The 13,633-nt window shown below is 36.1% G+C and carries 11 protein-coding genes; 7 read left to right on the forward strand and 4 right to left on the reverse strand.

Annotation, left to right across the window (positions count from 1 at the left end; all coding sequences use genetic code 11):
* Window positions 1-130 precede the first annotated feature (130 nt).
* The 3 genes from EKL98_RS02535 to EKL98_RS02545 all read left to right on the forward strand — a co-directional run bounded on the left by EKL98_RS02535 (window position 131) and on the right by EKL98_RS02545 (window position 4,809).
* Window positions 131-610, forward strand: a complete 480-nt coding sequence (locus tag EKL98_RS02535) for an RDD family protein (RefSeq protein WP_126561460.1) — start codon at window positions 131-133, stop codon at window positions 608-610.
* A gap of 104 nt (window positions 611-714) precedes the next feature.
* Window positions 715-2,058 (forward strand): dGTP triphosphohydrolase, encoded by a 1,344-nt coding sequence (gene dgt / locus EKL98_RS02540; RefSeq protein WP_126561501.1) that lies wholly within the window; start codon window positions 715-717, stop codon window positions 2,056-2,058.
* 90 nt (window positions 2,059-2,148) lie between these two features.
* Complete coding sequence (locus EKL98_RS02545) at window positions 2,149-4,809, forward strand: T9SS-dependent M36 family metallopeptidase (protein ID WP_126561461.1); 2,661 nt, start codon at window positions 2,149-2,151, stop codon at window positions 4,807-4,809.
* 43 nt (window positions 4,810-4,852) lie between these two features.
* On the opposite strand, the gene EKL98_RS02550 is transcribed toward EKL98_RS02545, so the two are convergent.
* Together EKL98_RS02550 and EKL98_RS02555 are read right to left on the reverse strand one after the other, a co-directional pair.
* The gene (locus tag EKL98_RS02550; RefSeq protein ID WP_126561462.1) at window positions 4,853-5,887 is read right to left on the reverse strand and encodes a DUF3078 domain-containing protein; all 1,035 of its coding nucleotides are present in this window, start codon (window positions 5,885-5,887) and stop codon (window positions 4,853-4,855) included.
* A 39-nt stretch (window positions 5,888-5,926) separates the two neighbouring features.
* Window positions 5,927-7,708 (reverse strand): 1-deoxy-D-xylulose-5-phosphate synthase, encoded by a 1,782-nt coding sequence (locus EKL98_RS02555; protein WP_126561463.1) that lies wholly within the window; start codon window positions 7,706-7,708, stop codon window positions 5,927-5,929.
* Window positions 7,709-7,831: 123 nt separating this feature from the next.
* On the opposite strand from EKL98_RS02555, the gene EKL98_RS02560 reads away from it, so the two are divergent.
* Complete coding sequence (locus tag EKL98_RS02560; RefSeq protein WP_126561464.1) at window positions 7,832-8,275, forward strand: nucleoside deaminase; 444 nt, start codon at window positions 7,832-7,834, stop codon at window positions 8,273-8,275.
* Between the two features lie 192 nt (window positions 8,276-8,467).
* On the opposite strand, the gene EKL98_RS02565 is transcribed toward EKL98_RS02560, so the two are convergent.
* Both EKL98_RS02565 and EKL98_RS02570 read right to left on the reverse strand, forming a co-directional pair.
* Window positions 8,468-10,012, reverse strand: a complete 1,545-nt coding sequence (locus EKL98_RS02565) for an Rne/Rng family ribonuclease (protein ID WP_126455129.1) — start codon at window positions 10,010-10,012, stop codon at window positions 8,468-8,470.
* A 315-nt stretch (window positions 10,013-10,327) separates the two neighbouring features.
* A complete protein-coding gene (locus EKL98_RS02570; protein WP_016989051.1) occupies window positions 10,328-10,618 on the reverse strand; it encodes an HU family DNA-binding protein in 291 nt (96 codons plus the stop codon).
* Between the two features lie 132 nt (window positions 10,619-10,750).
* Here EKL98_RS02570 and mutY point away from each other — a divergent pair, with 132 nt between their 5' ends.
* Genes mutY through EKL98_RS02585 form a run of 3 tightly spaced genes read left to right on the forward strand, consistent with a single transcriptional unit; the run spans window position 10,751 to window position 13,592 of the window.
* Complete coding sequence (gene mutY / locus EKL98_RS02575) at window positions 10,751-11,788, forward strand: A/G-specific adenine glycosylase (protein WP_126561465.1); 1,038 nt, start codon at window positions 10,751-10,753, stop codon at window positions 11,786-11,788.
* 44 nt (window positions 11,789-11,832) lie between these two features.
* Window positions 11,833-12,273, forward strand: a complete 441-nt coding sequence (locus EKL98_RS02580) for a single-stranded DNA-binding protein (protein ID WP_126457570.1) — start codon at window positions 11,833-11,835, stop codon at window positions 12,271-12,273.
* A gap of 23 nt (window positions 12,274-12,296) precedes the next feature.
* Complete coding sequence (locus EKL98_RS02585) at window positions 12,297-13,592, forward strand: gliding motility-associated protein GldE (RefSeq protein WP_126561466.1); 1,296 nt, start codon at window positions 12,297-12,299, stop codon at window positions 13,590-13,592.
* The last annotated feature ends 41 nt before the right edge of the window (window positions 13,593-13,633 follow it).

Here is a 13,633-nt window from a genome sequence, read left to right on the forward strand (position 1 = left end):
ATAAATAAAGAGAAGACAATAATCACAACCAAAACATCATATTGTTTTGAAACTAGAAGTTTATATTTGTAAATAATTCACTATATTTGAGATAGTTATCGTTATAAATAATCATTTTTATACTAATACTATGGAAAATAAAAAATTTACTATTACAGATGATTTATTAGCTTCCAAAAGCCAGCGTCTCCTGAATCTACTTATCGATATATTGATTATTTATATTATAGCAATAAGTATTGTCGCTACCATTAATATAATTGGAGATACAACAAACAGTCATGGGGCATCGAATTGGGTTTCATCATTAAGTTTGATTGAAAATTTATTCTTTGGGCTTATTATTTTGTTTTTTTACTATGTATTTACGGAGATGTACTTCTCCAGAACCTTTGCTAAGTATTTTACCAAAACGATTGTAGTACGAGTTGATGGATCTAAACCCAATACCAAAAACTTTATGATACGAGCAGTATCCCGCCTTAATCCTATGGACCCTTTTTCATTTCTGGGTAAAACAGAAAGAGGTTTGCATGATACTTTATCCGCAACGTATGTGGTGAAAAAACACGAGTTTATAACCAAGAAAAAATTATTTACGGAAGAATAAGAAAGTAGATAAGATAAAATTAGCAGTCATTTTAGACTGTTTTTTTGTTTATAAACACAACCTTTTTTTTATATTCGCTCCTTGTAAAAACCAAAAATATAATGATGCACTGGGAACAACTTTTATCACTAAAACGACAAGGAGACAAAGGCAAACGATTGCGGATAGAACAAGACGACACCCGTTTGGGTTTTGAGGTGGATTATGACCGTATTATCTTCTCGGCTGCCTTTAGAAGTTTACAAGATAAAACGCAGGTTATTCCGTTATCAAAAACTGATTTTGTACACACCAGATTGACGCACAGTTTAGAAGTTTCTGTCGTGGGACGTTCTTTAGGGCGATTGGTGGGTAAAAAAATCATCGAGAAATATCCGCATCTGCAAGAAGTGCATGGCTATCACATGAATGATTTTGGGGCTATAGTTGCCGCTGCATCATTGGCTCATGATATTGGGAATCCACCTTTTGGGCATTCCGGTGAGAAAGCAATTGGTGAATATTTTTCCATTGGGAAAGGACAACAATACAAAGACCAGCTTACGGCAAAAGAATGGCAGGATTTAATTGATTTCGAAGGAAATGCGAATGGATTTTCGGTATTGACGGCCAGTCGTCCGGGAATTGAAGGAGGACTTAGAATTTCGTTTGCAACTCTGGGTGCTTTTATGAAGTATCCAAAAGAAAGCTTGCCGAAGAAACCAACCGCAGCTATTGCCGACAAAAAATACGGTTTCTTTCAAACGGATAAAACTTTTTTTCAAGATGTGGCTTTAGATATGGGATTGATTCCAAATAAAACAGGGATGGATATTGGTTTTGAAAGACATCCTTTAGCGTATTTAGTCGAAGCGGCTGATGATATTTGTTATACCATTATTGATTTTGAAGACGGAATCAATTTAGGACTAGTTTCCGAAGATTTTGCTTTAGAATATTTGATAAAATTGGTAAAAGACAGCATTGATACTTCAAAATACAAGACCTTAGAAACCAAAGAAGATAGAATAAGTTATTTGCGCGCTTTGGCAATTGGAAGTTTAATCAATGATGCCGTAAAAGTATTTGTCGAAAATGAAGTGCTGATCCTGAACGGAAAATTCCCGTATGCCATAATGGATAAGAGCAAATACAAAGCGCAGATGGACGATATTATCAAAATAAGTGTGGATAATATTTACCAAAGTCGGGAAGTCATTGAGAAAGAAATTGTAGGCTACCAGATTATTCAAACCTTGTTAGATAAATTCATAACGGCTTTCAATAATAAATTCGATGGGAATGCATCTAATTACGACTCTTTAATTCTGAAAATGTTGCCTGAAAAGCATCATTTGGAAAAAGAAAATTTATACGGAAGATTACTTCATATTTGTCATTTTATCTCATTACTGACAGATGGAAATGCGTTGTTGTTTTATAAAACAATTACTGCTGTTAAAAATTAACAATTGTGTACTAATCATTAATTTGTTATTGTAGATTAAAAAAATTAGATTTGTTTTCAGCTTTTATGATTGATGAATTATTAGATTTTTATGAAAAAAATTACACTTTTTTTAGTTTTTTTAACGCATTTTTTTGCTTTAGGACAATCTAACGCTTTAATTATTCAACATTATTTAAATACTCCTAATGCTAAAATTAATGTTTCGAAAAGCGATTTTAAGGATTGGGTAATACAAAGCGATGGTGGAGCGACCAGCTCCGGAATACAAAATTGTTATGTAGTGCAACGTTATAAAGGTATTGAAATCTTTAGGGCAGTTTCTAATTTTTCAATACAGAATAGTGAAGTTATTGATGTTCAAAAACGAATAGTGGATGGTGTTTCTAAAAAAGTAAATACAACCAAACCCTCATTATCAGCAGTAGATGCTTTGACTAAAGCGTATTCGCTCTTGGGCATGAAAGCCGATGAAATTTTCACTGTTATAGAAAATAAAGAAGCTCATAAATTTAAAATAAGCAATGGGTTAGGCATTCAGGAGCCAGTCACTGCTAATTTAGTTTTTCATCAAGCCAGTAATGGTAAATTAATTTTGGCGTGGGATTTTACCATTTATACACCAACTCAGGACCATATATGGAGCGTGAGAATTGATGCCGCTGATGGGGGACTGTTAGAAAAAAATGATTTTGTTATTTCTTGCAGTTTTGATCATAGTAAAGCAATCAGTCATTCTCATGAGTCTTGGGCAAATTCATTTGACTCCAGTTACAAACAAATTTTTTCGGCCTCTCCAACGCAAACAACTAGCGGGTCCTACCGAGTGATACCATTCAATTTTGAAAGTCCCAACCACTCTGCTTTTCAACTTGTTTCGAACCCAGCGAACAGCCATGCATCTCCTTTTGGCTGGCATGATGTTGATGGTGTGGCGGGACATGAATTTACGATAACCAGAGGAAATAATGTATGGGCTAAAGAGGATTTTGTCAGCACTAATTCAACTTCGGGTTTTAGCCCTTCAGGTGGAGCATCACTACTTTTTGATTTTCCTTATGGTGGTACAAATGTACAGGCATCAACCTATATAGATGCGGCAATTACGAACCTTTTTTATATGAATAATGTCATGCATGATGTTTGGTATCAATATGGTTTTGATGAAGCAAATGGAAATTTCCAAGTGAATAACTACAATCGTGGCGGGAAAGATACGGATCATGTTAATGCTGATGCACAAGATGGATCATTAGTGGTACCAATGAGTTTAAATAATGCTAATTTTTCAACTCCGGTGGATGGGAGTAGCGGAAGAATGCAGATGTTTCTGTGGGATCGAGGTCCAGAAATTAAGCCAATAATAATTAATTCGCCTGCAAGTATTGCTGGAAGTTATGTAGCAAGGCAAAACTCCTTTAACCCAGGACGTGTTGATTTGCCTGTGGCTCCCAATTTCCTGCAATCTGATGTAGTGCTCTACTTAGATAGTACGGGCGGCACCTCCCAAGGGTGTGTAGCACCTTCTAATGCTGCGGCAATGAGTGGAAAAATCGTTGTGCTGAGAAGAGGGAGCTGTACGTTTGTAGTAAAAGTAAAAGCGGCGCAAAATGCTGGGGCTATTGCTGTAATTGTTGTTAATAATGCTGATGGAGATTTAATTATGTCGGGAGCTGATGAATCGATTACCATACCTGCCATAAGTGTTACTCAGTCCGTTGGGGAGAATATTATAACCCAGATGCAGACTCAAACCGTGAATATAAAGATTCAATTAGAGGCTTCTCCTTTCATAAATTCAGATGGTGATTTCGATAATGGGATTATTGCACACGAATATGGTCATGGGATTTCTACTCGTCTGGCCGGTGGGAGCAATAACTCCAGTTGTTTGAATAATGCGGATCAAATGGGAGAAGGCTGGTCTGATTGGTTTGCATTAATGATGCAAATTAAACCTGGAGATTCTGGTGGTGCCAAAAGAGGAATAGGGACTTTTGTTTCTTCACAAGCCACAGATGGCAGGGGAATACGAGATTTTCAGTATTCTACGGACAGGGCGATTAATCCAATGACATACGCCTCTACCAATAATTATCAGTTTATTGACGCAGCAGATATGGTATCAAAAACCTCGGTACACGGGGTAGGTTCCGTTTGGGCTACTATGCTGTGGGACTTAACGTGGGCTTATGTCAATAAATATGGTTTTGATAATAATAAATATACAGGATCAAGCGGGAATAATAGAATCATGCGAATTGTATTAGATGGAATCAAATTACAAGCTTGCAGTCCTACTTTTGTAGATGCAAGAAATGCTATTATAGCTGCAGATCAGGCAATAACAGGCGGTAAGGATTTCTGTTTGATTTGGGAAGTTTTTGCTGCCAGAGGACTAGGAGTAAACGCATCTGCTGGAGACAATAATGTCGGGAATGATCAAGCTGAAGATTTTACAAGACCCGTATCAGGACCAAATTGCGCCTTAGCGGTAGACAACTTTGAGAGTGATGTGATGCGCGTATTTCCAAACCCATCCAAAGGGCCAATAACAATTAAAATTGATCAATACTCTGGTAGGGTAAATATCCAAGTAATAGATCTTAACGGACGAGTGCTTTATGATGTTAAAAACCAAGAATTCAGTAGAGCAAAATCAATTGATTTAAGTGCATTGGCAACCGGGATTTATATATTGGATATAAAAGGAGAAAATTTACATTATGTTGAAAAAATAATTAAAAATTAATAGCATAAATTTTAAAGCCCTGAAAAAATTTTTCAGAATTTTTTTAAAACAAATATTGTATTCCAACACCTATAGCTTGCCGTACTTGTACTTTTGGGCCTTCAGTGACTTGAATTCCCGCTATTTCTCTTTTTGATTTAATGTCATCATCATAAATAATATGTGCGCCAATATTCGCTTTTACGTATTGGTTTACCACTAATTCAAATTGGAGGTCGTAATCGATATCTATGTTGCCAAAATGATTCACATAATCAGAATATAAACTGAGGCGATTTTCTAAATGAATATTTTTAAAAATTTCTTTTTTCAGATGACCCGTAAATAAAAATCCGAGCTCTGTTCTGGATTTTTCGCCTTTTTCGATCAAATTTCCGTTCAGATCGTAAATGGCTTTAGAGACACCAAAAGCACCTTGATTCGCTAATCTTTGATCTAAAACCAAGGTTGTTTTAAATGTAAATGGGGAAATATAAAACGTTCTTTTTTTCTCTTTATTTATATTCTCAGCTCCTATTCCCATGAAGGCATAAGCTGGAGCAAAGGGCTTTGATATTGCAGTTTCAGTATTTGGATAGGAATAACCATTAGTGAACTGCGTATTGAAATTTAATTTTGCGGAATGGTACCAATTCGAAAGGGTGTCTTTTCGGTAACCAAATGTTGAGTTTAATAAAAAGGCATCATCCGTTTTTCTTACTTCGATGCGGTCTTGTTTGTTTAAACCATATCGGATTAAAAGTTCATTGGTCCAATTGTAATTACTTCGGTTATACGTTCTCAGAAATTTTCCGTTGAACAACCCGGAAACGGAGCTCGTTCCCCCGGGACTCCAGTTGATAAAAGCGACTTCGGATATGTCAAATCCTAAACTATTTTTTTTTGTCCAATACGATAAAGGGACATGTGGTTTCTTAGTTCGTATATTGATTACTACGGTCAGCGGTTTCTTTACTTTTGTGAGTGTTGTTACAGGTTCAAGTGCAGTTTTCATAGTACTGACTGTTGCTTCTTGGGAAAAACTATTTATAGAAACTGAAAATAAAAAAAGTAAAAATGCAGTAGGGAGTAATTTCATTACGGGTGAGATTAAATTTAAACGTGCAAAATAATTATTTTAATAGCTTGAAAAAAGGATTTCAAGACTTTTAACGTCAATTTTGCAATATTGTTGTAATTCAGCGACTGTTCCCTGTTCAATAAATTCGTCAGGAATGCCTAATATTTTTATTTTTGAAGTGTAATTATTTTGGGAAGCAAATTCAAGTATAGCACTCCCAAAACCACCATTTACAACGCCGTCTTCTAGCGTGATTATAGTTGAAAATTTAGTGAAAATGGTATGTAGTGCTTTTTCGTCTAATGGTTTGACAAATGAAAAATCATAATGGGCAATGGTTTCCTGGTGGTCTGTCTTGGCTATAGCCAAAGTGACATTGTGACCAATAGTTCCATTTGATAATACTGCGATATGTGTTCCTTTTTTAATACAAATGCTTTCTCCAATTGCTATTTTTTTATACTTTCCCAGATGTTGATCGTGCCAATTCTGAATCACACCACGACCTCTTGGATAACGGATAGCGATGGGTTGATTCAATCCCAGTTGTGCAGTATAGAGAATGTTTTGAAGCGCTATTTCGTTCATGGGGGAATAGATAATCATATTAGGAATACAGCGCAAATAAGCAAGATCAAAAACACCGTGATGCGTTGCGCCGTCTTCTCCCACTAATCCCGCTCTGTCCAAACAGAAAATTACCGGTAAGTTTTGCAGTGCTACGTCATGAATGACTTGGTCGTATGCTCTTTGCAAAAAAGTAGAATAAATATTGCAAAATACGATCATTCCTTGTGCCACCATTCCGGCCGCTAAGGTAACGGTATGTTGCTCGGCGATTCCTACATCAAAGGCGCGTTTTGGGAAAGCTTCCATCATGAATTTGAGGGAACTTCCCGAAGGCATTGCAGGTGTAATTCCTATTATTTTTTCGTTTTTTCGGGCCAAATCCAATACGGTCAAGCCAAAAACATCCTGGTATTTCGGCGGTAAATTCTCTTCTGATTTGATGTGAATTTCCCCAGTTGTAGCGTCAAATTTCCCCGGCGCATGGTATTTAACCTGATTTTCTTCGGCTTGTTGCAGTCCTTTACCTTTGGTGGTGATGATATGGAGAAATTTTGGTCCTTTTACTTTTTGCAAGCGTTTGAGTTCCTTGATAACCGCAAAAAGATTATGCCCGTCAAGAGGACCCGAATAATCAAAATTCAATGATTTAATCATGTTGTTCTGCCTTGGATTTTTCCCTTCTTTTACGGCAGTAAGATACTTTTTTAACGCACCAACGCTCGGGTCAATGCCGATGGCGTTATCATTAAGAATCACCAGTAAATTAGCATCAGTAACTCCGGCGTGATTTAATCCTTCAAAAGCCATTCCTGATGCGATGGAGGCATCTCCAATCACTGCAATATGTTGTTTGTCGTATTCGCCTTTCAAATTAGAAGCGATCGCCATTCCTAATGCTGCTGAAATGGAAGTCGAAGAATGTCCTACGCCAAAAGCATCATAGATACTTTCACCTCTTTTTGGGAAACCGGAAATACCGCCGAGTTGCCTGTTGGTGTGAAAATTTTCTCTTCGGCCGGTGAGTATTTTATGTCCATAGGCCTGATGGCCTACATCCCAGACCAACAAATCATTTGGTGTGTCAAACACATAATGCAAAGCGATGGTGAGTTCAACAACACCCAAACTGGCCCCAAGATGGCCTTCTTTTGCGGCTACAATATCAATTATGAAATTGCGTAATTCTTGAGCGACCTGAGGAAGTTGGGTTTCATCAAGCTGGCGTAAATCGGTTGGATTGTTTATGGTTGAAAGTAAATTATCTGACATAAAGCAAAGGTACGATTTGAAATTGTATTTTTACATTTGATAAAAAACTTGTTTTATAAAGAATCACAAAATAAAGCGAAGATTTGCAAAGAACTTAAATATGCGAATTCGCGGACTTATACTATGATAAATCCTTTCACCGACGAATATTTTATGAAAAAGGCTTTGCAGGAAGCCGAAATGGCTTTTGAAAAAGGCGAAATTCCTGTTGGTGCTCTAATTGTTATCGATAATAAGGTCATTGCTCGAGGACATAATCTTACCGAATTACTCCATGACGTTACGGCCCACGCCGAAATGCAATCCATTACTGCTGCTGCGAATTATCTCGGCGGAAAATATTTAATGGGTTGTACGCTGTACGTCACACTGGAACCTTGCCAGATGTGCGCCGGCGCTTTGTACTGGAGTCAGATTTCGAGAATTGTCTATGGAGCCACTGATGAAAATAGGGGTTTTGTGAAAATGGGAACACAATTGCATCCTAAAACAACTGTTGTGAAAGGTGTTTTGGCAAATGAAGCTTCGGAGTTGATGAAGCGGTTTTTTGTGGAGAGAAGAAAATAATTCTATTTACACAAATCCCTAGCCCAGATAGCAGTGGAAATCCTTTTCTTTTTTTCTTTAAAAAAGAAAAGATTGTAACGTATAGCTGGATTAGCTCCAGATTGCTTCGTGCCTCGCAATGACCGCTTGCTTCGAAAAATCTCGCAATGACGCACAAAAAAACCGCCAATCTTACGAAAGGCGGTTTATAATTTATTCTATGACAGCATTTTCTTTTTTGTCGTAGAAATGATATTCTAAATACGTGTAAGCATCACGAGGTATGATTTTCACCCACTTTTTATGTTCAAGAAACCATTTTGAACGTAATGATGGAAAACCTTTGGTAAGGTATGCGGCCACAAACGGATGTACATTAAGCACAACATCTTTGTGGTTTTTTAATACTCTTTCCAGATCAAAAGCGATTTTATCAATGATTTGAATCGGCGCTTCAATTTCGGCACTTTCATTGTTTGGATCTTCTTCTCTGGTCTTAATATTTACTTCTGGTCTTACTCTTTGTCTTGTAATTTGAACTAGTCCAAATTTGCTAGGGGGTAAGATCTTATGTTTTGCTTTATCATCGCTCATTTCTTCCCTGAGGAAGTCGAACAACACTTTGCGATTTTCAGGATTCGACATGTCGATAAAATCAACCACAATGATTCCGCCCATATCACGAAGACGCAGTTGTCTTGCAATTTCGGCTGCTGCTATCATGTTGACTTCCATGGCTGTATCTTCCTGGTTGGTGGCTTTATTAGAACGGTTTCCGCTGTTTACGTCTATAACGTGCAAGGCTTCAGTATGTTCGATAATAAGATACGCCCCTTTACTCATGGATACTGTTTTTCCAAAAGAAGTTTTGATTTGTCTCTCTATGTTGTATTTCTCAAAAATAGGTGTGTCATTTGATTGATAAAACTTCACTATTGATTGTTTCGAAGGGGCAATTTCTTGCAAATAATCCTTCGTTTGGTTGTACAACTCTTCATCATCAATTTGAATACCACTAAAGGTATCATTAAATACATCTCTTAATATCGAAGAGGCTCTATTGAGTTCTCCTAATACTTTTGAAGGATGATGAGCAGTTGGTAATTTTTTACACATTGCAGTCCATCTGCTGAGCAGGTTCTGCAAATCTTTTTCTAATTCGGCTGTATTTTTGCCTTCGGCTACTGTGCGAACAATAACACCAAATCCTTTTGGTTTGATGGATTGTACTAATCGTTTCAAGCGTTCTTTTTCTTTTTTGTCTTCTATTTTTTGAGAAATAGAAACACGATCAGAAAACGGAACCAAAACTATAAATCTTCCGGCAAGAGAAAGCTCAGCGCTAATCCTTGGTCCTTTGGTAGATATAGGTTCTTTGACAACTTGTACTAAAACAGATTGATTGGCGCTCAAAACATCAGTAATGGTACCATCTTTGTCTATTTCTTTTTCAAACTGAAAGTTTTTTAGGGAGAAATCTTTTAATTTACCTGCGCTTACAAGTTTTATGAATTTCAGTTGGGAAGCTAAATTGGGTCCTAAATCATGATAATGTAAAAAGGCATCTTTTTCAAAGCCAACATTTACAAAAGCAGCATTTAGTCCGGCAACGGGTTTCCTGATTTTGGCAATAAAAATATCGCCAACTTGGAAGTTGCTTTTTTCTTCTTCTTTGTGTAATTCAATTAGTTTTCCATCTTTTAATAAGGCAAAATCTACGGCTTCGGAACTAGATCGGATGATTAATTCTTTATTCACGCTGTACATTTTTATCTATTCGCTGTGGCGAACAAATGGATTAAACAATATTTTTAACAGGTATTGAACCCGGGGAAAATTAGCTGGCAGTTTGCAGTGTTAAGTTCGCAGTTGACTGACTACTAAAAACTGAATACTGATTACTAACTTTCAATTTCAATGAACATTTAAAAAGAAAAAAGTAGTTTAAAACTACTTTTTCTTTTTGTGACGATTAGCTCTCGCTCTTTTTTTACGTTTGTGAGTTGCTACCTTATGTCTCTTTCTTTTTTTACCACTTGGCATATCTTATGATTTTATGATTAATTAATATTATTATTTTGCTTCGTTATTTATTTTCACCCCTTCAACAAAAACTTTTGCAGGTTTGAATGCAGGAATGTTGTGTGCAGGAATTTTTATTGTAGTATTTTTAGAAATATTTCTTCCAGTTTTCTCTGCTCTGGTTTTCACTATAAAGCTTCCAAAACCTCTTAAATAAACATTGTCTCCAGTTTCCAATGAATTTTTTACTTCATTCATAAAAGTCTCTACAGTTGCCTGTACATCTCCCTTTTCAAGACCTAATTTTTCTGAAATTTTTGCTACGATATCTGCTTTCGTCATTTTCTTTCCTATTTATAATGTTGTACTATTTTTTTGAGTTTGCAAATATAGGAATTTAAAAAACAATTATTCAAGCTAATTCATTAAATTTTAATCACATAAACTTTTACTTTTGCAGTCTAATATTTAAAAATGAATTTTTCTAACCTGCTGATAAAATGGTATTTACAAAATAAACGGGATTTGCCATGGCGAAACACTACGGATCCGTATCCTATTTGGCTCTCCGAAATCATGTTGCAGCAGACACGCGTTGCCCAAGGAATGCCTTATTTTATGTCTTTTACTGCCGCTTTTCCTACTGTTTTTGATTTAGCAAAAGCCAATGAAGAACATGTTTTGAAACTTTGGCAGGGATTAGGATATTATTCCAGAGCGCGAAATTTGCATAAAACGGCGCAATATGTGGCCTCAGATTTAGGGGGAAGTTTTCCGGATAACTATGCGGATTTACTAAAATTAAAAGGCATTGGGGAATATACCGCTGCGGCCATCGCTTCTTTTTCTTATAACGAAGCCGTTCCGGTTGTTGATGGAAATGTATTCCGAGTTTTATCGCGTTATTTCGATATAGATACAGATATTGCTCAGGCTTCTGCCAAAAAAGAATTCGCTGCTTTGGCATTCGAACTGATGCCAAAAGATAACCCGGCAACCTTCAATCAAGCCATTATGGAATTTGGGGCTTTGCAATGTGTTCCTAAAAGTCCAAATTGCGGTATTTGTGTTTTTAATGAAAGTTGCGCTGCTTTGCAAAAAAACAAAGTTAATCAGTTGCCTGTTAAGACTAAAAAACTAAAAGTGAGAAGCCGTTACTTTAATTATCTGGTTGTTGCAGATGAAAATGACAACACCATAATTCAAAAACGAACAGACAAAGGAATTTGGCACAATCTCTATGAATTCCCTTTGATAGAAACCGAAAAAGAGGAAGATTTTGATTGTGTTAGCGAAGCTATTCAAGCGGATTATTTTAAAGATAATACTGTCGTAAGTATGTTAGAATACAACGAAAAAAGCATCCTTCATAAATTGTCACACCAGCATTTACATATTAAGTTTTGGAAAGTGAAAATTGAAGGAACAATTGAAAACGGAATTGACGTTGAAACTTTGAGAACTTTTCCGTTCCCAATTGTGATTCATAATTTTATTGAAAAGGATTTATAGAGTTTCTAAAAAAATGTATCTTTGATAAAATACCATATTCTAAAATGAACGGAACATTAAATAAGGTTATGCTAATTGGTTTTCTTGGCGACGACATCAAAATGCATTATTTTGATGGAGGCAATTGTATTGGAAGATTTCAGTTGGCCACAAACGAAGTGTATATCAACAAAACCACCAATGAAAAAATCACTTCTACGGAGTGGCACAATTTAGTTGTTCGCAACAAAGCGGCGGAACTTTGTGAAAAATACCTTTCTAAAGGCGATAAAATTTACGTGGAAGGACGCATTAAATCCCGTCAATGGCAGTCAGAGGATGGAAGTACAAAACACACCACTGAAATTCAGGTAACCGAATTTACTTTTCTGTCAACTAAGAAAGACACTGAAAGTAATAAACAAATTCCTGTATCTGATGTCCCGAAAAACACTAATTTTGACACCGAAAAGAATGTCTTGCCTATAAACGACTTGCCATTTTGAGTGTTTAACTAATCCTTACCAATTTGGACTCAGAGCCCAGTTTGCTTTTTGCTTACGCAATAGATACTAATTTAGCATTTGGTTTTACAGTAATAATCATATTGCTGTTTTGTTCCGCATTAATTTCAGGTGCCGAAGTAGCCTTGTTTTCGTTGTCACAAAAAGAGATTGATGAAACCATTCAGGAGAATGATTCTAAAGGAAAAATTATTGCCGCGCTTTTAGAAAAACCTAAAAAACTGCTGGCCACACTTCTGGTTGCTAATAATTTTGTCAACATAGCGATAGTAATATTGTTTTCATATACTGGCAAAAGCATGTTTGCAGCGATAACCCAACCGGTATTGAAATTCATCTTGGAAGTATTGGTAGTCACTTTTTTGATTTTGCTCTTTGGAGAAGTCTTGCCTAAAGTATATGCCAGTCGAAATAATACCAAGTTTGCCAAACTTATTGCTTACCCTATTTTCTTTTTAGATAAGCTTTTGACGCCTATTAGTTTACCAATGCGTGCAGCAACGATTTATTTGCATAACAAATTAGGAAAACAAAAAACAAATTTTTCTGTTGATCAATTATCACAGGCTTTAGAGCTTACGGCTTCGGATGAAACCTCTTCCGAAGAGCAAAAAATATTAGAAGGAATTGTGAGTTTTGGAAATACGGATACCAGACAAGTAATGAGTCCGCGAATCGATATTTTTGCTTTAGAAATAGAAGAATCTTTTGCTGCTATTTGTCCCAAAATTATAGAAAAAGGATATTCCAGAATTCCGGTATATCGAGACAATATAGACCAGATAGAAGGCGTTTTGTTTGTCAAAGACTTGCTTCCGCATATTAATACAAATGAATTTGACTGGAAAGCATTGCTGCGAGAACCTTTTTTTGTCCCTGAAAACAAAAAGCTGGATAATTTGCTGAAAGATTTTCAGAACAAGAAAAGTCATTTAGCGATCGTGGTAGATGAATATGGAGGAACCTCAGGGTTAGTTTCTCTTGAGGATGTTATTGAAGAAATTGTTGGGGATATCAGCGATGAATTTGATGATGAGCAGATTAGTTTTTCTCAAATTGATGAAAAAAATTACCTTTTTGAAGGAAAAATAAACCTGCGAGATTTTTATCGGATTATTGATGTTGATGAAGAATTATTCGAAATTAAAAAAGGAGAAGCCGAAACATTAGCCGGATTTATTCTGGAAATTTTAGGCAATTTCCCTAAAAAAGATCAAAAAATTGCATTCGAAAACTGTCTGTTTACTATAGAAGCAGTGGATAAAAAACGAGTTAAACAGATAAAAGTAACGATTGAATAATCCTTCCATGGTCCTCTGCGAAGGAAAGAGAGCCATTGGAA

The sequence above is a fragment of the Flavobacterium bomense genome, from assembly GCF_003970355.1.

Excerpts from the sequence above, each read along its gene's own strand:
- EKL98_RS02535 (WP_126561460.1), top strand. The coding sequence starts at position 131 with ATGGAAAATAAAAAATTTACTATTACAGATGATTTATTAGCTTCCAAA.
- dgt (WP_126561501.1), top strand. The coding sequence starts at position 715 with ATGCACTGGGAACAACTTTTATCACTAAAACGACAAGGAGACAAAGGC.
- EKL98_RS02545 (WP_126561461.1), top strand. The coding sequence starts at position 2,149 with ATGAAAAAAATTACACTTTTTTTAGTTTTTTTAACGCATTTTTTTGCT.
- EKL98_RS02550 (WP_126561462.1), bottom strand. The coding sequence starts at position 5,887 with ATGAAATTACTCCCTACTGCATTTTTACTTTTTTTATTTTCAGTTTCT.
- EKL98_RS02555 (WP_126561463.1), bottom strand. The coding sequence starts at position 7,708 with ATGTCAGATAATTTACTTTCAACCATAAACAATCCAACCGATTTACGC.
- EKL98_RS02560 (WP_126561464.1), top strand. The coding sequence starts at position 7,832 with ATGATAAATCCTTTCACCGACGAATATTTTATGAAAAAGGCTTTGCAG.
- EKL98_RS02570 (WP_016989051.1), bottom strand. The coding sequence starts at position 10,618 with ATGACGAAAGCAGATATCGTAGCAAAAATTTCAGAAAAATTAGGTCTT.
- mutY (WP_126561465.1), top strand. The coding sequence starts at position 10,751 with ATGAATTTTTCTAACCTGCTGATAAAATGGTATTTACAAAATAAACGG.
- EKL98_RS02580 (WP_126457570.1), top strand. The coding sequence starts at position 11,833 with ATGAACGGAACATTAAATAAGGTTATGCTAATTGGTTTTCTTGGCGAC.